This is a genomic window from Rhizobium binae, from assembly GCF_017357225.1.
Lineage (GTDB): Bacteria > Pseudomonadota > Alphaproteobacteria > Rhizobiales > Rhizobiaceae > Rhizobium > Rhizobium binae.
Genome location: NZ_CP071604.1, coordinates 2,969,699 through 2,996,529 on the forward strand (window position 1 = coordinate 2,969,699; position 26,831 = coordinate 2,996,529).

23 protein-coding genes and 1 other RNA gene are annotated in these 26,831 nt (G+C 62.8%); 11 read left to right on the plus strand and 13 right to left on the minus strand.

Going from position 1 to position 26,831, the window contains the following annotated elements:
* Positions 1 to 40: 40 nt before the first annotated feature.
* Positions 41 to 613, minus strand: coding sequence for an acetolactate synthase small subunit (gene ilvN / locus J2J99_RS14675; protein ID WP_168301831.1), 573 nt, complete (start codon positions 611 to 613; stop codon positions 41 to 43).
* 22 nt (positions 614 to 635) lie between these two features.
* Positions 636 to 2,426 (minus strand): acetolactate synthase 3 large subunit, encoded by a 1,791-nt coding sequence (locus J2J99_RS14680; RefSeq protein WP_168301832.1) that lies wholly within the window; start codon positions 2,424 to 2,426, stop codon positions 636 to 638.
* 322 nt (positions 2,427 to 2,748) lie between these two features.
* Here J2J99_RS14680 and J2J99_RS14685 point away from each other — a divergent pair, with 322 nt between their 5' ends.
* A complete protein-coding gene (locus J2J99_RS14685; protein ID WP_168301833.1) occupies positions 2,749 to 4,788 on the plus strand; it encodes an ATP-binding protein in 2,040 nt (679 codons plus the stop codon).
* On the opposite strand, the gene J2J99_RS14690 is transcribed toward J2J99_RS14685, so the two are convergent.
* Positions 4,785 to 5,699, minus strand: coding sequence for a dihydrodipicolinate synthase family protein (locus tag J2J99_RS14690; RefSeq protein ID WP_168301834.1), 915 nt, complete (start codon positions 5,697 to 5,699; stop codon positions 4,785 to 4,787). The two genes, J2J99_RS14685 and J2J99_RS14690, sit on opposite strands and share 4 nt — an antisense overlap.
* Before the next feature lie 20 nt (positions 5,700 to 5,719).
* Positions 5,720 to 6,334 (minus strand): LysE family translocator, encoded by a 615-nt coding sequence (locus tag J2J99_RS14695; protein WP_168301839.1) that lies wholly within the window; start codon positions 6,332 to 6,334, stop codon positions 5,720 to 5,722.
* 95 nt (positions 6,335 to 6,429) lie between these two features.
* Between J2J99_RS14695 and pdxR the strand changes: the two genes are divergently transcribed.
* On the plus strand, positions 6,430 to 7,905 hold the full coding sequence (gene pdxR, locus J2J99_RS14700) for a MocR-like pyridoxine biosynthesis transcription factor PdxR (protein ID WP_205919235.1): 1,476 nt from the start codon (positions 6,430 to 6,432) through the stop codon (positions 7,903 to 7,905).
* Between the two features lie 32 nt (positions 7,906 to 7,937).
* Here pdxR and miaA read toward each other — a convergent pair whose 3' ends face one another.
* Positions 7,938 to 8,834, minus strand: a complete 897-nt coding sequence (miaA, locus tag J2J99_RS14705; protein ID WP_205919234.1) for a tRNA (adenosine(37)-N6)-dimethylallyltransferase MiaA — start codon at positions 8,832 to 8,834, stop codon at positions 7,938 to 7,940.
* Here miaA and serB point away from each other — a divergent pair.
* Positions 8,833 to 9,723, plus strand: a complete 891-nt coding sequence (gene serB, locus J2J99_RS14710; RefSeq protein ID WP_168301836.1) for a phosphoserine phosphatase SerB — start codon at positions 8,833 to 8,835, stop codon at positions 9,721 to 9,723. The genes miaA and serB overlap by 2 nt on opposite strands.
* Positions 9,724 to 10,021: 298 nt before the next feature.
* On the opposite strand, the gene J2J99_RS14715 is transcribed toward serB, so the two are convergent.
* From J2J99_RS14715 to J2J99_RS14735, 5 genes are all read right to left on the minus strand, one after another.
* A complete protein-coding gene (locus J2J99_RS14715; RefSeq protein WP_168296852.1) occupies positions 10,022 to 11,719 on the minus strand; it encodes a Do family serine endopeptidase in 1,698 nt (565 codons plus the stop codon).
* A 206-nt stretch (positions 11,720 to 11,925) separates the two neighbouring features.
* Positions 11,926 to 12,894, minus strand: a complete 969-nt coding sequence (hflC, locus tag J2J99_RS14720) for a protease modulator HflC (protein ID WP_168296851.1) — start codon at positions 12,892 to 12,894, stop codon at positions 11,926 to 11,928.
* 3 nt (positions 12,895 to 12,897) lie between these two features.
* Complete coding sequence (gene hflK / locus J2J99_RS14725) at positions 12,898 to 13,977, minus strand: FtsH protease activity modulator HflK (RefSeq protein ID WP_168296850.1); 1,080 nt, start codon at positions 13,975 to 13,977, stop codon at positions 12,898 to 12,900.
* Between the two features lie 149 nt (positions 13,978 to 14,126).
* The gene (locus J2J99_RS14730) at positions 14,127 to 14,645 is read right to left on the minus strand and encodes a dihydrofolate reductase (RefSeq protein ID WP_168296849.1); all 519 of its coding nucleotides are present in this window, start codon (positions 14,643 to 14,645) and stop codon (positions 14,127 to 14,129) included.
* 13 nt (positions 14,646 to 14,658) lie between these two features.
* Positions 14,659 to 15,453, minus strand: coding sequence for a thymidylate synthase (locus J2J99_RS14735; protein ID WP_168296848.1), 795 nt, complete (start codon positions 15,451 to 15,453; stop codon positions 14,659 to 14,661).
* 111 nt (positions 15,454 to 15,564) lie between these two features.
* Here J2J99_RS14735 and ssrA point away from each other — a divergent pair.
* From ssrA to J2J99_RS14755, 4 genes are all read left to right on the plus strand, one after another.
* Positions 15,565 to 15,927: a transfer-messenger RNA gene (ssrA, locus tag J2J99_RS14740) on the plus strand.
* A gap of 128 nt (positions 15,928 to 16,055) precedes the next feature.
* Entirely contained in the window at positions 16,056 to 16,571 is a 516-nt protein-coding gene (locus J2J99_RS14745; RefSeq protein ID WP_168296847.1) for an SspB family protein, read from the plus strand.
* A 50-nt stretch (positions 16,572 to 16,621) separates the two neighbouring features.
* Positions 16,622 to 16,816 carry a DUF4169 family protein gene (locus J2J99_RS14750; RefSeq protein ID WP_004677236.1) on the plus strand — a complete coding sequence of 65 codons (195 nt, stop codon included), beginning with the start codon at positions 16,622 to 16,624 and terminating at the stop codon, positions 16,814 to 16,816.
* 104 nt (positions 16,817 to 16,920) lie between these two features.
* Complete coding sequence (locus tag J2J99_RS14755) at positions 16,921 to 17,145, plus strand: ribbon-helix-helix domain-containing protein (protein ID WP_168296846.1); 225 nt, start codon at positions 16,921 to 16,923, stop codon at positions 17,143 to 17,145.
* Positions 17,146 to 17,209: 64 nt separating this feature from the next.
* Here the strand turns inward: J2J99_RS14755 and J2J99_RS14760 are convergent, their stop codons facing one another.
* The 3 genes from J2J99_RS14760 to J2J99_RS14770 form a co-directional block, all read right to left on the minus strand.
* Positions 17,210 to 20,914, minus strand: coding sequence for an AsmA family protein (locus J2J99_RS14760; protein WP_168296845.1), 3,705 nt, complete (start codon positions 20,912 to 20,914; stop codon positions 17,210 to 17,212).
* Between the two features lie 89 nt (positions 20,915 to 21,003).
* Positions 21,004 to 22,416: an FAD-binding oxidoreductase gene (locus J2J99_RS14765; protein ID WP_168296860.1), complete on the minus strand. Its 1,413-nt coding sequence runs from the start codon at positions 22,414 to 22,416 to the stop codon at positions 21,004 to 21,006.
* A 149-nt stretch (positions 22,417 to 22,565) separates the two neighbouring features.
* Positions 22,566 to 23,600, minus strand: coding sequence for an aldo/keto reductase (locus J2J99_RS14770; protein ID WP_168296844.1), 1,035 nt, complete (start codon positions 23,598 to 23,600; stop codon positions 22,566 to 22,568).
* A gap of 91 nt (positions 23,601 to 23,691) precedes the next feature.
* On the opposite strand from J2J99_RS14770, the gene J2J99_RS14775 reads away from it, so the two are divergent.
* The 4 genes from J2J99_RS14775 to J2J99_RS14790 all read left to right on the plus strand — a co-directional run bounded on the left by J2J99_RS14775 (position 23,692) and on the right by J2J99_RS14790 (position 26,807).
* Complete coding sequence (locus J2J99_RS14775) at positions 23,692 to 24,594, plus strand: LysR family transcriptional regulator (protein WP_168296843.1); 903 nt, start codon at positions 23,692 to 23,694, stop codon at positions 24,592 to 24,594.
* Positions 24,595 to 24,824: 230 nt separating this feature from the next.
* Complete coding sequence (locus J2J99_RS14780) at positions 24,825 to 25,910, plus strand: AbrB family transcriptional regulator (RefSeq protein ID WP_168296842.1); 1,086 nt, start codon at positions 24,825 to 24,827, stop codon at positions 25,908 to 25,910.
* A 226-nt stretch (positions 25,911 to 26,136) separates the two neighbouring features.
* Positions 26,137 to 26,451: an ArsR/SmtB family transcription factor gene (locus J2J99_RS14785; protein ID WP_088681137.1), complete on the plus strand. Its 315-nt coding sequence runs from the start codon at positions 26,137 to 26,139 to the stop codon at positions 26,449 to 26,451.
* Positions 26,448 to 26,807, plus strand: a complete 360-nt coding sequence (locus J2J99_RS14790; RefSeq protein ID WP_168296841.1) for an SRPBCC family protein — start codon at positions 26,448 to 26,450, stop codon at positions 26,805 to 26,807. The genes J2J99_RS14785 and J2J99_RS14790 overlap by 4 nt, the downstream gene beginning before the upstream one ends.
* The last annotated feature ends 24 nt before the right edge of the window (positions 26,808 to 26,831 follow it).

Consider the following 26,831-nt stretch of genomic DNA (forward strand, 5'->3'; position numbering starts at 1 on the left):
GCCTGGCACGCAACACCGAGGAAGGGATGAAGCTTGAGCCTCACATCCCCTGCGCGCCGCGGTTCATCGCCGCAATACCGGTACGGCAGACCTCGATCAGGCCGAGCGGCTTCATGATCGCCACGAACTGGTCGATCTTCGACGACTTGCCGGTGATCTCCAGAATGAAGTGATCAATCGTCGCATCCACCACCTTGGCGTGGAAGGCGTCGGCAAGCCGCAGCGTCTCGGCGCGCGTCTCGCCCTCGCCGATGACCTTGACCAGCGCCACTTCACGCTCGATCGGTCGTTCCTGGCCGAGCTCGCGGGCGCGCACCGTCAGGTCGACGACGCGATGCACCGGCACGATGCGATCGAGCTGCGCCTTGATCTGCTCCAGCACGTGCGGCGTGCCGCGCGTGACGATGGTGATGCGCGAAAGATGCGCCTGATGCTCCGTCTCCGAAACCGTCAGGCTTTCGATATTGTAGCCGCGGCCGGAGAACAGGCCGATGACGCGGGCAAGGACACCCGGCTCGTTATCGACGAGCACCGAGAGCGTATGGCTTTCGACCGCCGTCGTTTCCGGCGAGATGAAGTAGGCAGAGCCGGTGGGCTGAAGATGTGCGTTCATGGTCTGGGTTCCTACCTTATGATTAGACGAGCTGGCGGCCCTTGGCGTCGATCGCGTTGGCGACCGCTTCATCCGTGGCTTCGTCCGGCAGCAGCATTTCATTATGGGCTTTGCCCGAGGGGATCATCGGGAAGCAGTTGGCGAGATTGGCGACCCGGCAATCGAAGATGACCGGCTTCTTGACCTCGATCATCTCGACGATTGCGTCGTCGAGCTCATCCGGCTTGTCGCAGCGCAAGCCGACCGCGCCATAGGCTTCCGCCAGCTTGACGAAGTCAGGCATCGCCTCCGTATAGGAGTGCGACAGGCGGTTGCCGTGCAGCAGCTGCTGCCATTGGCGCACCATGCCCATGTACTGGTTGTTCATGATGAATATCTTGATCGGCGCATCATACTGGATCGCCGTCGACATTTCCTGGATGCACATCTGGATCGAGGCATCGCCGGCAATGTCGATGACGAGGCTGCCGGGATGGGCAATCTGGACGCCGAGTGCCGCCGGCAGGCCGTAGCCCATCGTGCCGAGGCCGCCCGAGGTCATCCAGCGGTTCGGCTGTTCGAAGCCGAAGAACTGCGCCGCCCACATCTGATGCTGACCGACTTCGGTTGTGATGTAGGTGTCGCGGTCCTTGGTATGCGCATAGAGCCGCTCCAGCGCATATTGCGGCATGATCACGTCGTTGCTCCTCGTGTAAGCGAAGGAGTTGCGCGCCCGCCAGCGGGTGATATCGCTCCACCAATCCTCGAGACGGTTTTTCTCCGGCTTCTTCGGCAGCGCCCGCCACAGCCGGACCATGTCTTCCAAGACATGGCCGACGTCGCCGCGAATGCCGATATCGACACGGACATTCTTGTTGATCGAGGACGGATCGATATCGATGTGGATTTTCTTCGAGTTCGGCGAGAACGCGTTGAGACGGCCGGTGATGCGGTCGTCGAAGCGGGCGCCGATGCAGACCATGACATCGCAGTCATGCATCGCCATGTTGGCCTCGTAGGAACCGTGCATGCCGAGCATCTTCAGCCAATTCTTGCCCGAAGCGGGATAGGCGCCGAGGCCCATCAGCGTCGACGTGATCGGGAAGTCGGTGAGCTCGACCAGCTCACGCAGCAGCTTGGAGGCCTCGGGGCCGGAATTGACGACGCCGCCGCCGGAATAGATGATCGGCCGGCGCGCATTCGCCATCAGCTCGATCGCCGCATGGATCTGATTGAGGTCGCCCTGGATCTTCGGCTGGTAGCTCTTCTGGATCGGGTAATCAGCGGGCGGCGTATAGGTGCCGGTCGCAAACTGCACGTCCTTCGGAATATCGACGACGACAGGACCCGGGCGGCCGGACTGGGCGATGCGGAAGGCCTCATGAATGACGGCGGCGAGCTCGTTGACGTCCTTGACCAGCCAGTTGTGCTTCGTGCAGGGCCGGGTAATGCCGACCGTATCGCATTCCTGGAAGGCGTCGGAGCCGATCAGCGAGGTCGGAACCTGGCCGGTCAGGCAGACGAGCGGGATCGAATCCATCAGCGCGTCCTGCAGCGGTGTAACCGCATTGGTGGCGCCGGGACCCGAGGTGACGAGCATGACGCCGACCTTGCCGGTGGAGCGAGCATAACCTTCGGCGGCATGGCCGGCCCCCTGCTCGTGGCGTACGAGAATGTGCTTGACCTCGTCCTGCTGGAAGATCTCGTCATAGATCGGCAGAACCGCGCCGCCGGGATAGCCGAAGATATGTTCGACGCCGTTGTCCTTCAGCGCCTTGAGAACGATCTCCGCTCCCGTCATCCGATTGCCTGCCGCCTGGTTGTCCGTGCTCATCTGTCTGTTCCGTTTGATGCTGGGATTTGCGTTTGTGGCCGGAAGCCCGAAATTCGGGCACAAAAAAAGGCCCCGGAGGAGCCTGTCATCTAGCGCATGGGTGGCTGTCGCCGGATGGTTACACCATCCTGCCCATGCGCTTTCCCACCACGATAAGAGCCGTTGCGATTTTCATGGCCGGAAGTGATAGACAGAAAATTTTGCAGCGTCAACGCATGCCGCAATAAAAAACTGCCCGACGCCCTCGCCCTGAAAACCGATAGGATGAAGGATTTGTTAAAGGATCGACATTATCCTTTAACACTACCGCAGGGAGTAGCCTTTGCTCAACAACGACTTGCGCATGTCAGGCACGGCAGGCCAGCACGATCGACGCGACGGCGATGCGCCGGGGAATCGCTTTCTCGGCCGGGTCGTTGCATGCAGCGGATCCCGGGCCACGATTGCCGCCGTCGCTGTAGAGGGCGGCACCGATCTGACCGAACTCTGGTCCGTCGGCCGGCTGATTTCGATCAGCGTCGGCCGCAACCGCGTCGTTGCCCTTGTCTACTCCATGAATACCGGCACCCACGCCTGGAGCGAAGGTGAGGATAATAATTTCAGGATTGAGACGGAGTTGCTCGGCGAAGTTCGCGTCGACGAGGACGGGCGCGAGGAATTCTCGACCGGCATCTCGCGTTATCCCTATCTCGGCGCCATCGCTCACCGCATCCGCGCCGCGGATCTGATGCGCATCTACGATGCCGGAACGGGTACGACCGCCGTCATCGGCAAGCTGACTCAGGACGAAACCATCGATGCGGCGATCCACATCCCATCGATGCTCTCCAAGCATTTCGCCGTCGTCGGCTCCACCGGCGTCGGCAAATCGACGGCCGTCTCTTTGCTGCTGCACAAGGCGATCGCGTCCAACCCGAAACTGCGTGTGCTGATCCTCGATCCGCACAATGAATTCGCCGCCGCCTTTCCAAAGCACGCCGTCACCATCGATACCGATACGCTCGACCTGCCCTTCTGGCTGATGCGGCTTGAGGAATTTGCCGAAGTCGTCTTCCGCGGCCGCCCGCCGGTGCCGGAAGAGCTCGATATGCTGCGTGACATCATGCCGGAGGCAAAGCGCGCCTTCCGCGGCAGCGACAACTCGCTGGTGCGGCGCACGACGGAAAAAAGCTCGATCACCGCCGATACGCCGGTTCCCTATCGTATGGCTGATCTCCTGGCCCTGATCGACGAGCGCATCGGCCGCCTCGAGGGGCGTACGGAAAAACCCTTCCTGCGTTCGCTGAAGATGCGCTTGATCGCAGCGATCAACGATCCGCGCTATCACTTCATGTTCTCCAACAACACGATCAGCGACACGATCACCGAGACCATCGCACAGATCTTCCGCATCCCCGGCGACAACCGACCGATCTGCACCTTCCAGCTCGCCGGCATCCCCTCCGAAGTGGTCAATTCGGTCGCCTCCGTGCTCTGCCGCATGGCCTTCGAGGTGGCGCTGTGGAGCGACGGCGCCATCCACATGCTCGTCGTCTGCGAGGAAGCGCACCGGTATATCCCCTCCGATCCCAGCCTCGGCTTCATGCCGACGCGCCAGGCAATCGCCCGCATCGCCAAGGAAGGCCGCAAATACGGCGTCTCGCTTGGGATCATCACCCAGCGGCCGGGCGAGCTCGACCAGACGATCCTGTCGCAGTGCTCGACGCTGTTCGCCATGCGCCTGGCCAACGACCGCGACCAGGAAATTATCCGCTCGGCCATCCCGAATTCGTCGATCTCGACGACGAGCTTCATCTCCTCGATCGGCAATGGCGAGGCAATCGCCTTCGGCGAGGCGATCAGCGTGCCAATGCGCATGCGCTTTTCCCGCGTCGACGAAAATCTGCTGCCGAAGGCGGCAAGCGCCAACAGCAAGCACAGCGAGGAAGATCCGGATACGGTCGATCTGCGCAAGATCGTCACCCGCATGCGGGCGGTGACGGTCGCACCCGACATTTCCAATTTCCAGCAGAGCTTCGGCGGGCCGATGGCAGGTTCCGATGAGGCGAATGACACCGAGGAGCTTCTCGAGGCCAAGCCTTACGCACAGCCTCCACCGCCCTCGCCACCGCCGGCTTCAACACCGCTCGAATCCTACCGGCGCGAACTGCTGCCGCAGACGCCGCGGCTGGACCCCGCCGCAACTCCATCTGTCGATCCGCGGCTCGATGCGCTGCGCCGCGAGATGCGCCGCGAGGAACCGATTTTTCCGCGGCCTGCGCCGCAGCCGGACCAACCGGCCATCACCCGCCGTGAACCCGGCGCGTCGCTGCGCGAAAGCATTCTGAAAAAGCCGCTGAGCAGCCTTTACAACAAGGACTAAGCCTTCCGCCCGCTCTCCAGAGCGATCAGCGGCTCGACGACATCGAGCACACGCTGGCGGTCCGCTGACTTCAGCGGCAAAAGCGGTCGCGGAAGCTCCGCCCGAGCGAGTGCGAGATGCTCGAGCAGCAGATAGACCACGCGGATGCTTCCGAATGCCTTGAAGGTTTGCCATAGCGGTTCGAAGAGCTTATCGAGCCGGCGTGCCTCATCGACGTCTCCGGCCGTGGCGGCCCTGGTCAGACTGAGAGCCGTGCGCGGCAACAAACCGCCGATGACACTGTACCAGGCGTCCGCGCCGCAAAGCAGCGCATCGGCCGCGCCCCAATCGCCGCTGTAGCCGATCGCCAGATCGGTCTTTTCCCGCAAGGCCGCAAGCTCCCCTGGCAAATCGCCGTCAACGGGCAGCGGCATCTTAACCGCCCTGATCGTTTCGATATCGCAGAGGCGCTGCAGAAGCTCCCGGCCGAAGGTGAAATGGGTCGTGCCGGGATTGTTGTAGATGCAGACCGGCAGCTTCGTTGCCTTCGCGACCGCCAGGAAATGCTGATAGGCTTCTTCCTGCGTCAGCGGCGTATAGGAGACCGGCGCCAGCAGAAGAGCATCCGCACCGGCCGCCTCGGCATCCCTGGCAAGATCCACGGCGTGGTCCGTTCTGAGAGCCCCGGCCCCGACGATGAGAGGAATACGGCCGGCGACGCATTGAGCCGCGGCCTTTACGGCGCGCAACCGCTCCTCGCGCGTGAGGTAAGCATAGATCCCGGTGCTGCCGAGAAGCCCGATAGAGGCGACGCCCGCCTCGCACAAGCGTTCAAGAAGGCGGCCGAGGGCGTCGGTATCGACGCGGCCGTCGATGCTCGCAGGCGTTGGCGGAAAGGCCGAAAGGCCGTGAAAGGGCGAAGCCGAGGACATGGCACGATCCTGAAAAAGAATCAGGTTGAGAAGAGCAGACGCGATCCGGCGCCCGCGAAGAACACCGCGAGGCTTGCCTCGATCCAGCGGCGCGCCCTGGCATAGCCGCGCACCATCGGCGCTGTCGAAAACAGCAGGGCATAACCGGCGAATATCGTTATCCCAAGCAGCACGCAGCCACCGAACGCCGTCACCGCCATCTCGGGCGAAGCGCCCGGTTTGAGGCCGAGCGACATTATCGCGACCCAGGCCAGAACCGCTTTGGGGTTTCCGAGATGCATCAGTATCCCACGGCGGTAGAGCCCGCCGAAGTTGGTCGACGGCCGGGTTAGTTCGCGTGCCGGCGCATCCGCGGCAGCGGCCGAGCGAGCCGCTCTCCAGGCGAGCCAGAGAAGGTAAACTCCGCCCGCGATCTTGAGGAATAACAGGGCATGAGCATAGCGTACGAGGAGTGTCGAAATGCCGGTGACGGCAATCAGTCCCCAACATGTCGACATCGTTATCACGCCGGCGGCAAGCGCCAGGGCCGGTCGGCGCCCTTGGCTCATCGCGACGTTCATGATCGCCATGTTGCTCGGTCCCGGGCTTCCGGCTGCGATGATATAGGCGATATAGACGACGAGAAGATCCTGCATGTCCGCTTTCCAGAAGTCGCTGATGCCTTCCTTCTCTTCCAAAATTGGTTCATCATGAAGCGCCATTTTAAAGAATCGTCATGGACCATTTTGCGATGTCGAAGCGGCGGGCCACCATCGAAATTCCGTCTCTCCACGGGATCGACAGAACGGCCCATGTCGGCCGCCGGCTTGCGCAGGCCCTGCGGAACGCCATTGCCCGCGGCGAACTGAGGCCGGGCGAGCGCCTCCCTTCGACGCGTAGCCTTGCCGCCTCTTTGAAGATCGCCCGCGGCACCGTCGTCGAAGCCTTCGACCAGTTGACCGCCGAAGGCTATCTCGAAGCGAGAGTGGGAGCTGGAACACGTGTTGCCGGCGCCCTGACGGACATGGCGCCGGCACTGCCGCCGCCGCCCGTGCCGGTGGCCGCAGAGACGATCGACCTGCCTGCCCCGGCTGCACGGCTGATATCGATCGCCCGTGCGCTGACCCCGCACCCGCCCATTCCCTTCGCCATCGCCGTGCCCTCGTCCGGCGTCGCCCCCGACGACAATTGGCGCCGTCTCGGAAATCGAATGCGCGCGTCAAGACAGGCCGCACCCTCGGGCTACCACGATCCGATGGGTGTGCTCGAACTGCGCATCGCCATCGCCGACCACGTCCGCCGCTCACGGGCCGTTCATTGCGAGCCCGAGCAGGTCATCGTTACGTCAGGCACGCAGCAGGGCCTCTATATGGCTGGCCGGGTTCTTCTGTCGCATGACGACCCGGTATGGGCCGAGGATCCGGCTTATCCCGGCCTGACGGCGGTGCTCGACGATCTTGGCGTGCGGACGCATCGAATCCCAGTCGACGCACAGGGAATGAATGTGGAACGCGGCCTCGAACTATGTCCGGGAGCGCGCGCCGCATTCGTCACCCCTTCGCACCAGTATCCGGTCGGCATGCCACTCAGCATGGCGCGGCGCAACACTCTGATCGCCTGGGCCGACCAGAACCAAGCCTGGATCGTGGAGGACGACTACGACAGCGAACTGCGTTATGCCGGACACCCTTTTCCCTCCATGCAGGGACTGCGTCCGTCGCGCGTCATCTATCTCGGCACCTTCAGCAAAGTGCTCTTTCCGTCGTTGCGGCTCGGTTACGTCATCGCCCCAGCGCCACTCGCAGAAGCCTTCGCCGGCGCACGCGCCATTCTTGACCGGCATTCGCCGATATCAGAACAGCATGTTCTCGCCGCCTATATGAGGGAAGGTCATTTCGAGGCGCATATCAGGCGCATTCGCGGCCTCTATGCCGAACGCCGCGCTGTTCTGCTGGCCGCGCTCGAGGGGGTTCTGCCGGAAGGGTGCCATGTTCAGCCAACCGATCAGGGCATGCACATCCTTCTATGGCTGCCCGAGGAAGCCGACGACGTGCGCCTGGCAGCGAGCGCCCTTTCGGCCGGCCTCGCAGTGCGGGCGATCTCACCTATGTATGGCACGCTGCCGGCACGTCCCGGCCTGATGCTGGGTTTCGGCGGTTTTCCAGCGGCGCAGTTGCAGGCGGCGGTGGGCGAACTCGCTAAACTGCTGCAGGTGCGAGGCGCGTGACCGCACCCGAAGGGTAGGCCCGGGCTTACGCATTATAGGGCCAGCCGCTCCCAGCTCTCGTCCATCTGATTGCGGAACCAGGTCATTTGCCGCTTGGCATATTGCCGTGTCGCCGCAGCCCCCTTCTCCAGCACTTCCTCGCGCGTCATCTCGCCCGTCAGCATCGCCACGATCTGCGACACCCCGATGGCCTTCATGACAGGCGCCTCCAGCGGCAGGCCGAGGGCAAGCAGCGCCCTCACCTCGTCTTCGGCACCCTGCTGCAGCATTTTTTCAAATCGACCATTGATGCGGGCGTGCAGCACCGCCCGGTCCGGCAGAACGACGATCTTTCGGGCATTGTCAGCGTCGATCACCACAGGCCCGGACCGCCCCTGAAAATCGGCGATCGACCGTCCCGTCGCTTTGATCACCTCGAGCGCCCGGACGATGCGCTGCCCGTCCTGGCGGTTGAGACCTCCCGACATGGCAGGATCGATTGCAGCAAGTTCGGCATAGAGCCCCGCCGGCCCCTCCGCAACCAGCCGCGTCCTAAGTTCATCCCGCAGTTCTTCCGGGATCTCCGGCATGTCGGAGAGGCCGCCGGTCAGTGCCTTGAAATAGAGCCCCGTGCCGCCGACGAAGACCGGGAGCTGCCCGGCGGCTTTCAGTGCCGGCAACAGCGCCGAGACATCGCGCAGCCAGGCGCCGGTGGAATAGGCTGCCCCTGCCGGCACGTGGCCGTAAAGATGATGCGGCACGCCTTGCATCTCCTCTTCCGACGGGCGCGCGGTCAGCACCCGCAAGGTGTCGTAGACCTGCATGCTGTCGGCATTGACGACCGCGCCGCCATGGCGCTTGGCCAATTCGACGGCGAGCGCGGACTTGCCGCTGGCGGTCGGCCCGGTTATCAGGATCGCGTTCTCTACGCTCAGAAGGTTTTCCATCATGGCCCTCGTTGCCACGCTTGTTGCCAATCCGTCAAATCCCGTTCTGACCCCTGGTATCGCCGAACAGGCGGCCGAGGCCGTGGAAGCTTCCGGTCTCTACTGGCTGGCCGACGGCATCGCCTGCGACATTGCGCTGCGTGACGGTACGGATGCGCAGGCGGCCGAAGCCAATATCCTCGCCGTCATCGCCGGCGCGCCGATCGACCTTGTCATCCAGGAGCAGGAGACCCGCCGCAAGAAGCTGCTGATCGCCGACATGGATTCGACGATGATCGGCCAGGAATGCATCGACGAACTCGCTGCCGAAGTCGGCCTGAAGGAGAAGGTCGCCGCGATCACGGCCCGCGCCATGAACGGCGAGATCGCCTTCGAGCCTGCTTTGCGTGAACGTGTCGCTCTGCTGAAAGGCCTGCCGATATCGGTCGTCGACGAGGTCATCGCCCGGCGTATCACGCTCACCCCGGGCGGCCCGGAACTGATCGCCACCATGAAGTCGAAGGGCCATTACACCGCCCTCGTCTCCGGCGGCTTCACCGTCTTCACAGGTCCCATCGCCGCCACGCTCGGCTTCGATGAGAACCGCGCCAACACCTTGCTCGAGGATGGCGGCATCCTCTCTGGCTTCGTCGCCGAACCGATCCTCGGCAAGCAGGCGAAAGTCGATGCGCTCAACGAAATATCGGTACGTCTCGGCATCTCGCCAAACGAGGCGATCGCCGTCGGCGATGGCGCCAACGATCTGGGCATGCTGCAACTCGCCGGCTCCGGCGTCGCCCTCCACGCCAAACCCACGGTCGCCGCCCAGGCACAGATGCGCATTAACCACGCTGACCTGACGGCGCTGCTCTATATCCAGGGCTATCGGAAAACGGATTTTCTGACGGGTTAACGCCGACCCGCCCCCCTTCACCCGTGTGCCGTGGCCGCCCCCTCTGCCCTGCCGGGCATCTCCCCCACAGGTGCGGAGATCGGCTGAGCACATCGGCTTCCCCAAACAATTGCGGTCCAGCACGGTGAAACGGTAGATAGGCAAGAAGGCGCAGGCCATATCCAATCTCCCCTGTGGGAGATTCACGGTAGCGCAGAGGAGGGCCTCCCGGCACGCCTTCTCCCTCATTCCAGTGCTCGTTACAGAAATGAGGGAGAAGGAGAGCGCGGCGGCAAAACCATCACAGCCAGAGCTCCCCTTACTCCATCGGCACCGCCACGAACCGCAGATCGCCGTTGGCCGATGCGATCATCAGTTGGGCGTTGCGGCGGCCCTCCTGTTTCAGCGATTTCACCTTGGCGGCGACCGCATCCGGCGACTTCATGAATTCCTGCGCCACCTCGACAATCACGTCCCCTGGCTTCAGCCCCTTTTCGGCCGACGCGGAGCCGGGCGCCACCTCAGTCACGACGACGCCGTCGACGCTCTCGGCAATGCCGAAAGCCTTGCGTGTCTCGGGGCTCAACAGCGACAGCGACAATCCGAGCACATTCTTGGGCGTTGCATCCGGCGATACCTGGCCCTGGTCCGGCGCCGGCGCGCCCGGTACGGGCGGGGCCTGATCGCCGGTATCAGGCTGGTCCATGTCGTCGTTCTCGTCGGGATCAGGGGTGATCACCCCATCATCCTGCGAGCCATCGGGCGCCGCGCCACCGGCTGCAGCCTGATCGCTGTCCTCGAGGCGGCCAAGCTTCACCTTGACGCTCTGCTCCTTGCCGTCGCGCAGCACCACGACGTCGACCTCTTTACCGACCGTGCTTTCCGCCACGACACGCGGCAGATCGCGCATTTCATTGACCGTCTTGCCGTCGAATTTCAAAATCACGTCGCCCGCCTTGATGGAGCCGTCATCGACGGGGCCGCCCTTGATGACGCCGGCGACCAGCGCACCCTTGGCCGTGTCGAGCCCGAGGCTGTCGGCAATATCATCGGTCACCGGCTGGATGCGCACGCCGAGCCAGCCGCGCCGTGTCTCACCATACTCGCGCAACTGCTCGACAACGCCAGAAGCCAGTTCGGACGGCACGGAGAAGCCGATGCCGATCGAGCCGCCGCTCGGCGAGATGATCGCCGTGTTGATGCCAATCACCTCGCCCTTCATGTTGAAGAGCGGGCCGCCGGAATTGCCCTTGTTGATCGCCGCATCCGTCTGGATGAAATTGTCGTAGGGGCCGGCATTGATGTTGCGGCCGCGCCCGGAAATGATGCCGACCGTCACCGAGCCGCCGAAGCCGAACGGATTGCCGATCGCCATGACCCAGTCGCCAATGCGCATCGTGCTGGAATCACCGAATTTTACCGATTTCAGCGGTGTCCTCGGCTCGACCTTCAGCACCGAAAGATCGGTCTTCGTATCCGTGCCGATCAGTTTCGCCTTGAGCTTCGAACCATTGGCGAAATTGACCTCGATGTCATCGGCGCCCTCGATCACGTGATTGTTGGTGACAATATAGCCGGTCGGGTCAATGACGAAGCCGGAGCCGAGCGAGCTGACATTATGGTTGGGGCCTTTGCCGCCCTGCTGCTTATTGAAGAAGTCGTTGAAGAATTCCTGGAATGGCGATCCGTCGGGCGCACGCGGCGCCGGGCCGACGCCCTCGTCGTCCTTCACATTCTGCGAGGTCGAGATATTGACCACAGCGTCCAGCAGCCCTTCGGCGAGATCGGCGACGGAAGCCGGACCGTTGTTCGGCACGACGCCCTGAAGCGGTGGGGTCTGCTGCGGTGCCGCGGGCGCGAGTGGCGCAGCCGGAACAGGCGCGGCCACGCCGGGTGCTGTGACTTCAGGCGCGGTTTGCGCAATAGCAACCTCGCTCATGCCTGCTTGCGCCAGGATGGCGCCGCCGGCCAGAAGCGCGAGCGTTCGTCTGAAGGGCGAGCGATTCCTGGGGGCCATCAAGCTTCCTCATAAGCGGTAAATGCGCAATTGAGCACCAGCATAAGGCGGAATGATGGAGGGTGAAATCACCTTTTCGCGAAATCCCCGTGCAATATGACGTGCCCTCGCAAAAGCCAGATTATCTCAATCATTCCATGAAAAAAGGGCCGGCGCTCGGGCCGGCCCTTCCGAATTTTCGGGGATGGATACGGCATCCCCTGCCGTCAGTTCGCCGGCTGGGCGGGTGCAGCCGGAGCAGTCGCGCCGGGCACCGCCGGAGCGGGCGCGGCAGCGTTTGCCGGCGGCTGCGGGACCCCGGCGGCATTGTCGAAATAGCGGAAGAATTCCGAATTCGGCGACAGCACCAGCGTCGTGTCCTGCGATGAAAGCGCAGAGGAATAGGCCGCCATCGAACGATAGAATTCGAAGAAGGCGGGATTCCTGGAAAAGGCGTCGGCGAACACGCGGTTGCGTTCGGCATCGCCCTGACCGCGCAGGATTTCCGCATCGCGCTGGGCATCCGCGGTAATCTCCACCACCTGGCGATCGGCAACCGCCCGGCGGCGCAAGCCGTCTTCGGTGCCCTGGGCGCGCAAGAGTTCGGCTTCGGCCAGACGCTCGGAGCGCATGCGGTTATAGGTGTTCGGCGCAACATCGGCCGTCAGGTCGGTGCGGCGGATGCGCACGTCCTCGATGTTGAGCCCGAGAAGCTCGGCATCCGGACGCAGATCGTCGCGCACTTCGAGCATCATCGACACGCGCTCGTCGGAAAGTGCGGCATCGAACTCCCGCAGACCGTAGACGCGGCGCAACGCCGAATCGAGGCGGGTGCGCAGCCGCGCTTCGGCCGCATCGCGATCGCCCGAAACAGTTTCGCGGAAGCGGCGGGCATCGTTGATTGAGTAGATCACGAAGGCGTCGACATCGAAGGTCGCGCCGCCCTTGACCTGCACCTGGATATTGTCGAGGTCGAGACGCAGCTTCTGCTTTTCGACGAGCTGGACGCGATCGGCATCCATGAAGCTGAACGGCAGCTTGAAATAGATGCCGGGCTCGGTCCTGACCGACTGGATTTCGCCGAAACGAACGACGATCGCCTGCTCACGGGCATTGACCACGTAAACCGAGGAATAAAGCCCGATCAGCACGACTGCGAGGATGACGAGAATGACGGGAAGCCTGTTCGAAGTCATGGCTCAACCTCCCTGCTGCGAAGGCTTGGAGATCTCGTTGAGCGGCAGATAGGGCACGACGCCCTGCTTCTCGTCGATGATGACCTTCTTGGAATTCTTCAGCACCTGTTCCATCGTTTCCAGGAACAGCCGCTTGCGAGTAACGTCGGGCGCCTTCGAATATTGTTCGTCGATGGCGATGAAGCGCTGCGCCTCACCCTCGGCTTCCTTGACGACTCGGTCCTTGTAGGCGGCTGCAGCTTCGCGGATGCGGGCGCCGTCACCGCGTGCCTGACCGAGTTTCTGGTTGGCATACTGGTTGGCTTCCTCCACCAGGCGCTGCTTGTCCTGGTCGGCGCGCTGCACTTCCTGGAAGGCGTCGGCCACTTCACGCGGCGGCGCCACGTCCTCAATCGTCACCTTGTTGACGGAAATACCGGAATTGTAGCGCGACATCGTATCCTGGATGATGTTGGCGACTTCGCTGGCGATCTCCAGGCGCCGGTCGCGGAACGCGTCCTGCGCCGGACGGCGGCCGACCACTTCGCGCATCGCGCTTTCGGAAACCTGCTGCAGCGTCTGCGCCGGGCTTTCGACGTTGAAGAGATAGGCGCGCGCGTCGCTGATCTGATAGAGCACGTTGAAGCGGACGTTGAGGATGTTCTGGTCGCCCGACAGCATCAGCCCGCCGGCCGTATTGCTGCTGCCCTGCGTGCCGCCGACATTCAGCAGCTGCTCGGTGACCTTGACGATCTCGACCGTATCCATCGGCCAGAAATGGAAATGCAGACCCGGCATCGATACCGTTTCCCGCGGCTTGCCGAAGCGCAGCTCGACGCCGCGTTCGTCCGGCTGGACGGTGTAGACGCACTGGATCAGCCAGAAGACGGCGACGATCGCCAAAACGATCACCGCCACGCCGCCGTTGAAACCGCCGGGAACGATATTGCGCAGCTGGTCCTGGCCGCGCCGGATAATGTCTTCCAGATCGGGCGGTCCGCCCTTGCCGCCACGCGGACGGTTCGGCCCCTGGCCCCATGGTCCCTGATTATTACCGCCGCCGCCCCAAGGGCCGCCGCCGCCATTCTGATTGCTCCAGGGCATCAAAACCTCGTTGTTCGTTAAGTCTTCCCCGCATCCGGGACCGTGGGGGCTGACCGGCCGATGCGTTGGTGACCGTTATAAGTATCGCCGCACCGGCTTTCAACGCAGCGTGAGAAACTTGGTCAATTTAATTGGAAAATAGTTCGTTTTCAGGCGTGACGGCGTTCATACACGACGTAGCGAGTGGGATAGCTGTCCCTTTCGCCGGCCGGCACCGCGATCGTCTCCGTCGCCTGCCAGAGATCGGGATCGATCGCCGGAAACGACGCGTCGCCGTCGAGATCGGCCTCGACATGGGTGATGCACATTCGGTCCGCAAGATTGATCGCCTGCGCGTAGATCTGGCCGCCGCCGATGATGCAGATCTCGCCGGCGCCCGTTTGGCGCGCCAGCCTTCCAGCCGCGTTCATTGCCTCGGACAGTGAATGCGCCATACTGACGTCGGGATGATAGATCGCCGCTTGCCGCGAGATCACCACGTTCGGCCGTCCCGGCAGCGGTTTGCCGATCGAATCATAGGTCTTGCGGCCCATCACCACAGGCTTGCCCAGCGTCAGCGCCTTGAAGCGCTTGAGATCGCTCGACAGGCGCCACGGCATGTCACCGTCGCGGCCGATTGTGCCGTTGCGGGCAACGGCGGCGATGATGGTCCTGCGAATGTCGGCCATGAAATGTCCTGGATCAGACGGCGATCGGCGCCTTGATGCTGGCATCGGCTTCATAGCCGATCAGCTCGAAATCATCGAAGGTGAAGCCGAAAATGTCCTTCACTTCAGGATTGATCCGCATGGAGGGCAGCGGCTTCGGCCGGCGCGTCAACTGCAGCTTCGCCTGGTCGAAATGATTGTGATAGAGATGCGCGTCGCCAAGCGTGTGGACGAAATCGCCCCCTTTCAGCCCCGTCACCTGAGCCACCATCATCGTCAGAAGCGCATAAGAAGCGACATTGAAGGGCACGCCGAGAAAAATGTCGGCAGAGCGCTGGTAAAGCTGGCAGGAGAGCCTGCCGTCGGCAACATAGAACTGGAACAAGCAATGACAGGGCGGCAGCGCCATGTTATCCACTTCGGCCGGATTCCAGGCCGAGACGATGTGGCGGCGCGAATTCGGATTGTTGATGACGCCTTTGACCAGATTGGCGATCTGGTCGATATGGCCGCCGTCCGGTGCCGGCCAGGAGCGCCATTGGGCGCCATAGACCGGCCCGAGGTCGCCGTTCTCATCGGCCCACTCATCCCAGATCGAGACGCCGTTCTCCCTGAGGTAGCGGATATTCGTTTCGCCCTTCAGGAACCACAAAAGCTCGTGGATAATCGAGCGCAGATGCAGCTTCTTCGTGGTCAGCACGGGAAAGCCTTCTTCCAGGTCGAAGCGCATCTGATAGCCGAAAACCGAGCGGGTACCGGTGCCGGTGCGGTCGCCCCGGTCGGAGCCCTTTTCCATCACATGCTTCAGAAGATCGAGATATTGCTGCATGGCGCGCTGATTCCGTTTTCCCCAATTTAAGCCTTCGCCTTCAGGAAACCAATCGCCGGCGGGCATTTTCCCGTTCTTTCTGCCGCCGGAGATAAAGCTTTTGTGACGTTTGCCCTTTCCTTGGGCAAAGGAAATCACTATATGAACCCTGCCGGCTTTCGGGCCGGCTATGGCAATAAATGAGCGGTGTAATAAACCTATTGGACCCGGGGGCGGTACCCGGCGCCTCCACCAAAAACCGGCGGCATCGAAGGCCGGCTTTTGATGGGGGCGAAATAGGATCGACAAGGGTGTAAAGATCGACTTTTTGCTCGGCATTGTACCGCCGTTATCGGGCTAAAATTGTAGTTGCAAACGACAACTATGCGGAAGCTCGTCTCGCTGCTTAATCGCGGTGTGACACTTCAATCAAAGTCCTAGTGGTTCGCACCTCTAGGCGGGGTCCGAAGGCACCTGGCAACAGAAGCCTTCACCTTCTCCCTGCTGACGAAATCATGTATGCTGCGAAAAAACGTGACTCGGCTCCGGTCTTTCCCAAGGCGCCCGGACGTGGCATATAACCTTGTGAAAAGACTTCCGAACCGACGAAAGACAGGAAAAGCATGGGGCAGGATCATATCCGCTACGACATTCTGGCGCAGGATGCACTTCGCGGCGTCATCCGCAAGGTTTTGGCGGAAGTCGCAACGACGGGCCGTCTGCCTGGCGACCATCACTTCTTCATCACCTTCCTGACGGGTGCGGCCGGTGTGCGCATTTCCCAGCATCTGAAGTCGAAATATCCCGAACAGATGACCATTGTCATCCAGCACCAGTTCTGGGACCTGAAGATCACCGAGACGCATTTCGAAATCGGCCTTTCCTTCTCCGACGTCCCGGAAAAGCTGGTCATCCCGTTCAATGCGATCCGCGGCTTCTACGATCCCTCCGTCAATTTCGAACTCGAATTCGACGTGCCGCTCGCCGATGGCGAGGAACTGCCGTCCGGCGAGATCACCGCCTATCCGGTCGATGCGGCAGGAAAGCCTGACGAAACCGCCGGCACGAAACCGGCCGACGGCGAAGAGAAGAAACCCGGTTCCGTCGTCTCGCTGGACTCCTTCCGCAAGAAGCAGTGATTTCAAAGGGAGGTTCAGCCTCCCTTTTTCATGGGGATTCAGCCACACGCATGAGTGCCGAAATCATCAATCTGCGCCAGTTCCGCAAGAAGCAGCTTCGCTCCGAAAAGGAGAAGCAGGCCGAGCAGAACCGTATTTCCTTCGGACGCACTAAGGCCGAGAAGCAGCTGACGCGCAGCCTGAACGAGAAGGCCGACAAAGCCCACCGCGACGGCCGGATCGAGACGGATGACGACGGCGCATGAGGCTGCACGCGAGCTTGAAGTGCCGGAATGGATTCTGCGTTCAGCCACTTGCGCAATTTTCCTGAATCGATCCTCAAACCTGATTGGGCTGTGAATCGTCGGTCATGATCCGCAAGCACTCGGCGACACTGCACGGCCACCGCACCAGCTTTTCACTGGAAGATGAATTCTGGGCCGAACTTAAGACGATCGCCGCAAGCCGTTCGCTATCGCTTGCCGCGCTGATTTCCGAAATCGACGACCACCGCCCGCCGGACAGCAACCTGTCCTCGGCGCTGCGCCTCTACGTGCTTTCCTGGGCGAAGGCCGGTGGTGGCTGCCAGCCGTGACGCCACAACTGCCCGTCAAAGTCTGCGGCGGTTTCCGATAGACCCACGCATCTTCCAAGCGCCTTCATTGCGCCTGAATGCCCGGCAGCTGATCGAAATTGAGCGGACCGGGCTGCTCCTGCCCGCTGCGCCGCGCCGCTTCCGCAGCCGCCCTCGCCTGCGCATCGGCCTTGTCCCTGGCTTCCGCCGCGCGTGCGGCCTCCGCCTCGGCGGCCGCCTTCCGCGCCGCCACTGCCTGTGCCAGCGCGCGCAGCCGCTGTTCCTCCGCCTGCCGCTGTCGCTCGATCTCGGCGGCCCTGACGCGCTCGGCGGCGTTGAAGCGATAGAGCGCGACCTCGCGACGCAGCCGCTGCTTTTCGAGCACGATCGCCTGCAGCCTTTCGACGCGCCGCCGTTCGCGCTCGAAGGCGCGCAGCGAGAGGTAGCTGGTGATATCGGTCACATCCATCGTCTTGCCGGGCGACGGCAGCATGCCGGAGAAATTGAGCCTCAGCGCCGGTTCGGCGCCGGGAAGCACCTCCGTCCCCGGATTGAGACTGATGCCGACCGTCGCGCTGATCCGCTCCTCCGGCAACGCGATCTGTGCATCGGCGGTGACGCGGGCCAGATCATTGGCGACGGTGACATTCTGCACCCTCAGCGTCCCGTCGGTAATGTTGAAGGGAACTCCGAGCGGCGGCAGCTTCGCTTCGCCGTTGTTGAGCAGCGTCTCGACGATCGGATGCACCTTGCCGGCATTGATCTGTTCCTGCATCGTGTCGGTCGCGGCAAGCAGCGGCGGAAGCATGGCAAGGTTCAACCCGCGTATGCTGGTATCGCCGAGCCTCAGCTCCCCCGAACCGTTGAGCGAGCTGGCGATCTCACCGATCGTCTTGCCCGACGCGTCCATTGACAGCGACAGGCCGAATTTGCCATTGGCGATCGGCGCACCGTCACGCAGCCAGACGACGCCGCCAAGATCGGAATCGGCAAGCGCAAGCTTCGTCTGCAAGAAGCCGGTGCCGTCGGCATTGGTGAAGAGCAGGTTGCCGGAGAGCTTGCCGCCGTCCCAGTTGCCGGCCATGTCGTTGAGCTGCAGTTCGTCGCCCTTATAGACGACGTTGCTGGTAAAATCGGACACCGCCGTTCCCGGCAGGCCGGGCCAGAATTCCTTGGCTGAAAGCTTCACCTTGACGTCGAGATCCTTGAAGACGGGCAAGCCAAGCGGGGCCTTCGTCAGCGCGCCATTGGCGGGATCGACGATCTGGCCGAACACGGCCTCGCCAAGCCAGCCAGCGTCGGCTTTGGAGAGGGTCAGCGCGCCGCTCGCCGTCGTCTTGGCGGCCTTCCGGTCGAAGCTCAGCGCCCCGGAAAATTCGTTGTCGGCCGCATGCCCCTTGATATCGGATAAGGCGATCTTGTCGCTGTCGACGGCGGCATTGACCTGCAGGCCGAACGGCAGTCCCGTTCCGGTCTGCGGCAGGGCGATGCCGTTCATGATGAGATAGGGGTCGATATCGGCGCTATCGAGCGAAAGCGCGATCTGACCATTCATGAAACTCTCCGGCCGGACATCGACCTTGCCGTTGGCGGTAAATGAAGTCCGGTCGGTGGCAAACGTCAGCGCCGCATCGGCGGGATCATTGCCCGACGCCTTTACCTTGAGCGTCAGGCGGCCGTTGGCGCCGACATCGACCGGCAGCGGGTCGAGCCCGGCCTGGCCGAAGAGGATCGACGGCACGGCGTTTTCGAGCGTCGCCTCGAGGCTCGTCGTGCCGTTGCCGGTCAGCGCCAACAGATCTGACATGCGATAGTCGAGATTGACACGGCTGCCGTTCGCCACGCCGGCCAGCGTCACCGTCAGCGCATTGCCTTCGTCGCCGCCGAGCGTCAGCGCCCCGCGCAATGCCGTATTGCCGTACCAGCCGGCATTACGCACCAGCCGGTCGAGCACCGGGTGGTGCGGCAGGTGCTCGCGCAGCATGGTGAAGAAGCCGCCGGGATCGGCCGATTTGAAGGTGATCTCACCCGCGCCCTTGTAATCGAGCAGCGAGCCTTCCGCCCGGCCCGTCGCCGTCAGCTCGGCGCCCGCGAGGTTCTTGACCGCCAGCCGGTCGACCGCAAGCGCCCCGTCAGCGATCGTGAAGGTGGTCTCGACATTCTCGGCGCTGACGCCGAAGGCGGTGAACTTGTCGGCCTTGAGCTGGGCGGCGATCTTGTGATCGAGGACATTGTCGCCGGTATCCTGCCCGGTCGCGAGCCCGGCCAGCGCCTGCAGTGCGTCAAGATCGAGCGTGTCGCCGTTCAGCGCCACCGACAGGGTCGGCGTCTGGCCGGAAACCGCCTGCCGCTCCAGCCGGCCTTTCAGAGTCGCCGATCCCATGGCGATTTCGAGGTTTTCGAAACGCTGCAATTCATGAGTGAGGCTGACATTGGCGGAAAAACCCGCCTGCCGCAATTGCCGGATGGCCGGGTCGACCGAGCCGGCAAGCCAGGAGGCAAGCCCCGTCGGCTGATTCGAGGCCACTACGATCTGGCCGTTGAACGAGGGCTCGCCCTGAAGCAGGAGCTTGCCCTTCCCTTCCACCTGGGTGCGTCCCGGCAAAGTGCCTATGGCGCTGTCGATCATCCAGCCGGTACCGGCCGGCTCCAGCTCCAGTTGCACATCGCGCAATGTCGTGTCGCCGGCGACGATCGCCGGCAGCTTGACGCTTGCCTTGCCCGGCACCTGCGGGATGGGTACCTGCGCGACAATATCGATCAGCGAATTCAACCGCTGCCGCGCCGAAACCGCGGGATCCCGCGTCGTCTTGCCGGCCGCGCCTTCATTGCCGATGCGGTTGACGTCGATCTGCTGCCCGTCGGCCGTCAGCAGGAATTCCGGCGCGTTGCCGGTGTCCAGCGTCGCCTCGCCTGTTACGACATAGGGATCGTCCGTAGGGCCGATCTCCATCCGGTATTCGGGAATGCGGATGCGTTCGTTGGTAAGTTCGAAGCGACCCTTGACCCGCGGCGGCTGCTCATTCTTGTTCGCCGATTTGGCGCTGTTGCGGTTTTCGATCGCTGCCGAGAGCTGGCCCTGGTAATTCGGCTTGCGGTCGACGAGCTTCAGCTCGCCATCGAGATCGATGCTGACCGGCTGCTTATCCGGGGAAAGTTTCGTGCGCATGTGCAGCACGCCCTTCTCGTCCGGCTGGCTGCTCGAGATCGAGAAATTCCCGTGTTCGCCATCGAGCGTCGCATCGCCCTCGATGCGCCAAGGGCCGGCGAGCGACTTGGCGGACATCTCCGCATTCAGGCCGGTGATGCGGCGGCCCCGTCCCGACTGGTCGTCGATGAACTCGACCTCGCCGCCGCTGACATGCACATTTTCGAGAACGACCGTCTTTGCCGGAATTTCGGCGCGGCTGCCGCGCATCCAGTCGAGTGTGCCGTCCTTGAGCAATCTCAGACGGACCTTCGGATTGACGACCCGCATATCGAAGATCAGCGCCTCACCCGACAGGAAAGGCGCGAGCTCCGCATCCATAGAAAATTGCTCGACCCTGACGATCGGCGTGCCGTCTGCTTCCTGGCCGACGCGCACGTCATGCAGCGTGACCGACGGAAACGGCAACAAGCGGGCATCCACCGTACCGTGGACGGTGACTTTCTTGCCGATGATGCGGCTTGCCTGATCCTCGAAGTTCTTGCGGAAATCCGTCCAGTCGATGAACAGCGGCGCAAGCAGCGCCACAAACAGCACTACGACGATCACTCCCCCCAGAAAGACGAGGAACCGGCCTACCAATGCAAGGATTCTCCATTCGGGATTCTATTGCCGACACTAGCGCTATTCATGCCGGGGGCAAGGCCCAAGTTCATGAGAATGTTCCGTTTTCAGCCGTGATGGAAAATCTTGCCGGGATTGAAGATGCCGTCCGGATCGAGCGCCTGCTTCACCTGTCGCATCAGATCCACCGTTCCCCCAAGCTCCTGCTCCAGAAACGCCATCTTCCCCTGCCCGATCCCATGTTCGCCGGTGCACGTGCCGTCCATGTCGAGCGCTCGCCGGTTGAGGCGTTGCACGAAGCTTTCGGCAACGGCGATGTCTTCGGCGCTCTTGTCGTCGAACAGCAGCAGCACATGGAAGTTTCCATCACCGGCGTGGCCGACGATCGGACCGAGCAGTCCATGCGCCTCGATATCCGCCTGCGTTTGCGAAACGCAATCGGCAAGCCGGGATATCGGAACACAAACATCGGTCGAAAGTGCGGCAAGCCCTGGAGCCAAGGCCCTTGCGGACCAATAGGCGTCGTGACGCGCTTTCCAGAGCTTGGTGCGCTCCTCGGCATTGACGGTCCACAGGAATTCGCCGCCGCCGCATTCGGCGGCGATCTCTCCGAAGGCTGCCGATTGCAGCGGCACCGTTTCGTCGGTGCCGTGGAATTCGAGAAAGAGCGTTGGGCTTTCGGCATAGGAAAGTCCGGAATAGGCGTTGCATGCCCGCATCTGCACGGCATCGAGCAGTTCGATCCGCGCCACCGGGATGCCCATCTGGATCGTCATGATGACGGCATCGCAGGCCGCTTTGATGCTCGGAAAGGCGCAGACGCCCCCGGCAATCTTCTGCGGGATCGCCTGCAGACGCAGCGTCACCGAGGTCAAAATACCGAGCGTGCCCTCGGCGCCGACAAAGAGCCGCGTCAGGTCGTAGCCGGCCGAAGATTTGCGGGCACGCCGGGCGGTGCGGATTTCCTCGCCATTGGCGGTGACCGCTGTGACGGCGAGCACATTGTCCTTCATCGTCCCGTAACGCACGGCATTGGTGCCTGAGGCCCGCGTCGAGGCCATGCCGCCGATCGAAGCATTGGCACCGGGATCGATCGGGAAGAACAGCCCGGTATCGCGCAGGTATATGTTGAGCGCCTCCCGGGTGATCCCGGGCTCGACCGTGCAGTCGAGATCCTCGGGATTGACTTCGAGCACCCGGTTCATGCGGCTGAAATCGATGGAGATACCGCCATTGGCGGCATTGACCTGCCCCTCCAGCGAGGAGCCGGTGCCGAAACCGATGACCGGCACCCTGTGGGCCGCGCAGACCCTGACCGCCGTCTTCACGTCCTCGGCGCTCTCGGCAAAGAGCACGCCGTCTGGCAGCTGCGGCGGGATATAGGTCGTCGTATGGGCGTGCTGTTCGCGGAAGGATTGGCCGGTCTGGAAGCGCTCGCCGAAGCTCTGCTTGAGAATGCCGAGCGCAGCGGCAATGCCCGCCTCGTTGCGTATGCCGGCCTTAGCGTCCTTCAGCGCCATCTCTTTGATCTCCCTGCCATTCCAAGAAACCACGTCGTGCCTCGTGGGACCAGGCAGGGTATGCGGCAAGTCAAAGCGGCTGTCCAGTTAAGAATGGGAGAAGATATCATTCCCCTTTTGTCACAGGACGGTCCGCTTTGCCCGACACCTCAGACGATCGGCGGATTGAGCCGGGCGAAGCCCTCCTGCCGTCGATAAGGGAAATAGGGATAGGGCGCCGTCGCGGCGCTGACGGCGTCGAGCCTTTCGATCTGCTCCTTCGACAGGCTCCAGCCGACGGAACCGAGGTTCTGCCTGAGTTGCTCTTCGTTGCGAGCACCGATGATGACGCTCGACACCGTCGGCCGGCCGAGCAGCCAGTTGATGGCGATCTGCGGCACGGTCTTGCCGGTCTCCGTTGCGACGGCGTCCAGCACCTCGACGATATCGTAGAGCTTCTCGTCATCGACGGGCGGACCGTATTGCGCCGTCTCATGCAGGCGGCTTGCCGCGGGCAGCGGCTCACCGCGGCGGATCTTGCCGGTCAGCCGCCCCCAGGCGAGCGGACTCCAGACGAGAGCGCCGACGCCCTGGTCGGCGCCGAGCGGCATCAGCTCCCATTCGTAATCGCGCCCCGCCAGCGAATAATAGACCTGGTGGGCGACATAACGCGGATGACTATGGCGCTCGGCGACCGCCAGCGATTTCATCAGCTCCCAGCCGGCAAAATTGGAAGCGCCGATATAGCGGATCTTGCCGGAGGCGATGAGCCCGTCGAGCGCCGCCAGCACCTCCTCGACCGGCGTCGAGGCGTCGAAGGCGTGAAGCTGCAAAAGGTCGATATAGTCGGTCCCCAGGCGGCGCAGCGCCTCCTCGGTTGCGCGGATCAGCCGCGCCCGCGACGTTCCCCAGTCCTGCGGTCCCTCGCCCGTCGGCAACGCCGTCTTCGTCGAGATCAGCACGGCATCGCGCCGGCCGCGGATCGCGCGACCGAGCACTTCCTCGGAGGCGCCGGCCGAATAGACGTCCGCCGTGTCGAAAAGATTGACGCCGGCTTCGAGACAGATGTCGACGAGCCGTCGCGCCTGCTCGGCATCGGTATTGCCCCATGCACCAAACAGCGGCCCCTTGCCGCCGAAAGTGCCGGCGCCGAAGCTCAAGACCGGCACCCTGAGGCCGGATGCACCGAGATTTCTATATTCCATGGCTCTGTCTCCTTGTTTCTCCTGAGATAGACCCGCCCTCTGCGGTGATATAGATTGCCTTTAAGCAAAGCATCTGTGATTTGAATTCATCATGGCCCGTCAGGACATCAACCGCTCCCGCGAGATGGAAGTCTTCGTCAGCGTCGTCGAGCGCGGCGGCTTTTCCGCGGCCGCCACGGCGCGGCGCATGACGCCGTCCGCCGTCAGCAAGCTCGTCGCCCGGTTGGAGGCGCGCCTCGGCGTCCGCCTTGTCAACCGCTCCACCCGCAGGCTGCAGCTGACGCCGGAGGGCTGCGCCTTCTACGAGCGCAGCATCGCCATCCTCGCCGATATCGCCGAGGCCGAACGCCAGGCCTCATCCGGCGAGGAAGCGGCAGGCCGCATCCGCATCAACACCAGCGGCTCCTTCGGCAATCATGTGTTGGCGCCGCTCGTGCCCGCCTTCATGGCGCTTCATCCCGCCGTGACGGTGGATATTGCCCATACCGACAGGATCGTCGATCTGATGGAAGAGCGCGCCGATGTCGCGATCCGCGCTGGGCCCTTGAAGAGTTCCAGCCTGATCGCCCGCAAGCTCGGCGCCATCGGCAAGCTTATCGTTGCCTCGCCTGATTACCTCAGCCGTCATGGCGAACCGCGCTCGGTCGCCGATCTCCGTCGCCATTGCCGCATCGGCTTTTCTTATGCCCGCGCCATCGAGGGCTGGCCGATGCGCGAGAGCGGCGAGACGGTGACGATCCCGATTGCATCAGGCATTCAGGTCGCAGACGGCGAAGCCATGCGACATCTCGCTCTATCCGGCGCCGGCCTTGCCCGGCTGGCCGCCTTCACTGTGCGCGCCGATATCGAGGCAGGTCGCCTGGTACCGGTGCTCGAAGAGGCGAACCCCGGCGATATCGAGGAGTTCTACGCCCTTTATATCGGCCAGGGCGGCCCACTGCCGGCGCGGGTCCGCGCCCTCCTCGATTTCCTCGCCGCCCATGTGCGCCTCTGAGGCACCGGACAAGAGAGGCCCATGAAAACAGCGACTTAAGCCAATCACTTGAATCAAATTCCATCCCAGGGCACCGAGAGCCAGATTTCGCAATTGACCGCCTCGGAAGCCCGCCTCTATACCGGACCTGCGCCAGCCGGCCGTTGCCGCCGGCCTCTCTTCGTCACGCCGGAGCTTCCTCTCACATTCAGCCTCAGAGCTTGGCGCCGGCCAGGAAAGATACGGGACCCATGCCATTCAGCCGCCTGCTGGGCGATGCCGGCCTGCCGAAATGGGCGCTGCTGCTGGCGCTCTCGACCGCCTTCACCCTCTTCCTCGAACTCTTCGATCTGCCCGCCTCGCTGCTGATCGGACCGATGGTCGCCGCCATCGTGCTGGCGCTGACCGTCGGCAAGGGAAAGCTTCGCGTGCCGGTCTGGCCGCTGCAACTCGGCCAGGTCCTCGTCGGCCTGATGATGGCGCGCACCATCACTCCCGACATTCTCGGCACCATGGCGAAGGATGCGCCGCTGTTCCTGCTGTTCATCTTCTCGGTTATTGCCATTGCCACTGGCCTCGGGTGGCTGTTGACACGCTGGCAGGTACTGCCTGGAACGACCGCCGTCTGGGGTTCCTCGCCGGGCGGCGCTTCGGCCATGGTCATCATGTCGGAAGCCTATGGCGCCGATGCCCGGCTCGTTGCCTTCATGCAATATCTGCGCGTCGTCTTCGTCGCCGTCGGCGCCTCGATGATCTCGCGCCTTTGGGTGGCCGCTGACGGCGTCGAACCGCCGCCGCTGGTCCTCTTTCCCGTCGTCGATTGGCCGGCCTTTGCCGTGACGATCGCCTTTGCCGCCATCTCCGCCTATGGCGTCCAGTGCCTGCGCATCCAAGGCGGGACGATCATCGTGCCGCTCTTTCTCGGGGCTTTCCTGCAGGGCATGGGCCTGATGAGGATCGAACTGCCGATGTGGCTGCTCGCCCTCGCCTATGCGCTTGTCGGCTGGAGCATCGGCTTGCGCTTCACCCGCTCGATCCTTTCGCATGTGGCGCGCGCCCTGCCGAGGGTATCGGCCTGCATCGTGCTGCTGATGGCGCTCTGCGGCTGCATGGCCGCTGCGCTCCATGTCTTCGCTGGCATCGATCCGCTGACGGCCTATCTCGCCACCAGCCCGGGCGGCGCCGATTCCGTTGCCATCATCGCCGCCTCCAGCGATGTCGACGTGCCCTTCGTGATGGCGATGCAGACCGGACGCTTCCTTGTCATCCTGCTGGTCGGCCCGACGCTCGCCCGCTTCATCGCCCGGCGTTCCGGGCTTGCCGAAAGTCCAGCCTGATGCAGAGCGGCCCAACAATCCGGACCTCAAGTCCCGTCTTCTCTAGGCCCGATGCGGACTTCAGACGACTGCAGAACCCCGTCGCTTGCGGACCGGTTTTGCGGCAAGAAATTCCTCTCACTTTTTGATCCTGAGAGGTCAGTCGTTGAACTTGGGATTTCCGCAGCAACAGAACGCTGTCTCGAAATAGCTTGCGAATCACATAAGTCTATGCTTATGTTTTCGCATGATCGAAAATGACTTCTTCCGAGCTTTGGCAGACCCGACCCGCCGTGCGATCTTTGAGAAACTGGCGGCAGGGAGCATGAACGCCAGCGCCTTGCGCGAGGGCATGGAGATTAGCCAGCCGGCGATGTCGCAACACCTCGCAGTTCTGCGCAGTGCAAAGCTGGTGAGGGAAGAACGACAGGGGCGTTTCGTGAATTACGAAGTCGATCCCGATGGGTTGGCTCTCATCGCCCAGTGGCTCGCAAAATACCGCGCCTATTGGCCGGAGCGTATCACAGCACTCAAAGTCTTGCTGAAGGACATGGATCAATGAACCAAGGGAAGACCAAGGAGCAGGATAGCGGCGTCGAGTTGGAGTTTGACTTAGGCGATCCGCCGCAAAAGGTCTGGCGTGCTGTCACCATTCCCGAGCTTCGGGAAAGGTGGCTTCCGAAGGAGGCATTGGCTGATCCCCATGCGATCACCGTCACCCCCGGCCAGGAAGTTCGCTACAAGCTGCGTGACGATAACCCGCCTTTCCTTGAAAGCACCGTGACGTTCACGATCACCCCGAATGCTACTGGCGGCACGTGCCTTCGGATCGTCCACGAACTGACGGACGCAAGATTCGATGGAATGGCAAGAGCGCCGGCGAATAGCAACAGCCCGCCCCTCATGCTCGCCGCCTGACACGGCGAGCCTCCCCATAAAATT

Coding starts and splice junctions, on each gene's coding strand:
- ilvN (WP_168301831.1), bottom strand. CDS start 613: ATGAACGCACATCTTCAGCCCACCGGCTCTGCCTACTTCATCTCGCCG.
- J2J99_RS14680 (WP_168301832.1), bottom strand. CDS start 2,426: ATGAGCACGGACAACCAGGCGGCAGGCAATCGGATGACGGGAGCGGAG.
- J2J99_RS14690 (WP_168301834.1), bottom strand. CDS start 5,699: ATGTCCTCGGCTTCGCCCTTTCACGGCCTTTCGGCCTTTCCGCCAACG.
- J2J99_RS14695 (WP_168301839.1), bottom strand. CDS start 6,334: ATGCAGGATCTTCTCGTCGTCTATATCGCCTATATCATCGCAGCCGGA.
- pdxR (WP_205919235.1), top strand. CDS start 6,430: ATGTCGAAGCGGCGGGCCACCATCGAAATTCCGTCTCTCCACGGGATC.
- serB (WP_168301836.1), top strand. CDS start 8,833: ATGGCCCTCGTTGCCACGCTTGTTGCCAATCCGTCAAATCCCGTTCTG.
- miaA (WP_205919234.1), bottom strand. CDS start 8,834: ATGATGGAAAACCTTCTGAGCGTAGAGAACGCGATCCTGATAACCGGG.
- J2J99_RS14715 (WP_168296852.1), bottom strand. CDS start 11,719: ATGGCCCCCAGGAATCGCTCGCCCTTCAGACGAACGCTCGCGCTTCTG.
- hflC (WP_168296851.1), bottom strand. CDS start 12,894: ATGACTTCGAACAGGCTTCCCGTCATTCTCGTCATCCTCGCAGTCGTG.
- hflK (WP_168296850.1), bottom strand. CDS start 13,977: ATGCCCTGGAGCAATCAGAATGGCGGCGGCGGCCCTTGGGGCGGCGGC.
- J2J99_RS14730 (WP_168296849.1), bottom strand. CDS start 14,645: ATGGCCGACATTCGCAGGACCATCATCGCCGCCGTTGCCCGCAACGGC.
- J2J99_RS14735 (WP_168296848.1), bottom strand. CDS start 15,453: ATGCAGCAATATCTCGATCTTCTGAAGCATGTGATGGAAAAGGGCTCC.
- J2J99_RS14745 (WP_168296847.1), top strand. CDS start 16,056: ATGGGGCAGGATCATATCCGCTACGACATTCTGGCGCAGGATGCACTT.
- J2J99_RS14750 (WP_004677236.1), top strand. CDS start 16,622: ATGAGTGCCGAAATCATCAATCTGCGCCAGTTCCGCAAGAAGCAGCTT.
- J2J99_RS14755 (WP_168296846.1), top strand. CDS start 16,921: ATGATCCGCAAGCACTCGGCGACACTGCACGGCCACCGCACCAGCTTT.
- J2J99_RS14765 (WP_168296860.1), bottom strand. CDS start 22,416: ATGGCGCTGAAGGACGCTAAGGCCGGCATACGCAACGAGGCGGGCATT.
- J2J99_RS14770 (WP_168296844.1), bottom strand. CDS start 23,600: ATGGAATATAGAAATCTCGGTGCATCCGGCCTCAGGGTGCCGGTCTTG.
- J2J99_RS14775 (WP_168296843.1), top strand. CDS start 23,692: ATGGCCCGTCAGGACATCAACCGCTCCCGCGAGATGGAAGTCTTCGTC.
- J2J99_RS14780 (WP_168296842.1), top strand. CDS start 24,825: ATGCCATTCAGCCGCCTGCTGGGCGATGCCGGCCTGCCGAAATGGGCG.
- J2J99_RS14785 (WP_088681137.1), top strand. CDS start 26,137: ATGATCGAAAATGACTTCTTCCGAGCTTTGGCAGACCCGACCCGCCGT.
- J2J99_RS14790 (WP_168296841.1), top strand. CDS start 26,448: ATGAACCAAGGGAAGACCAAGGAGCAGGATAGCGGCGTCGAGTTGGAG.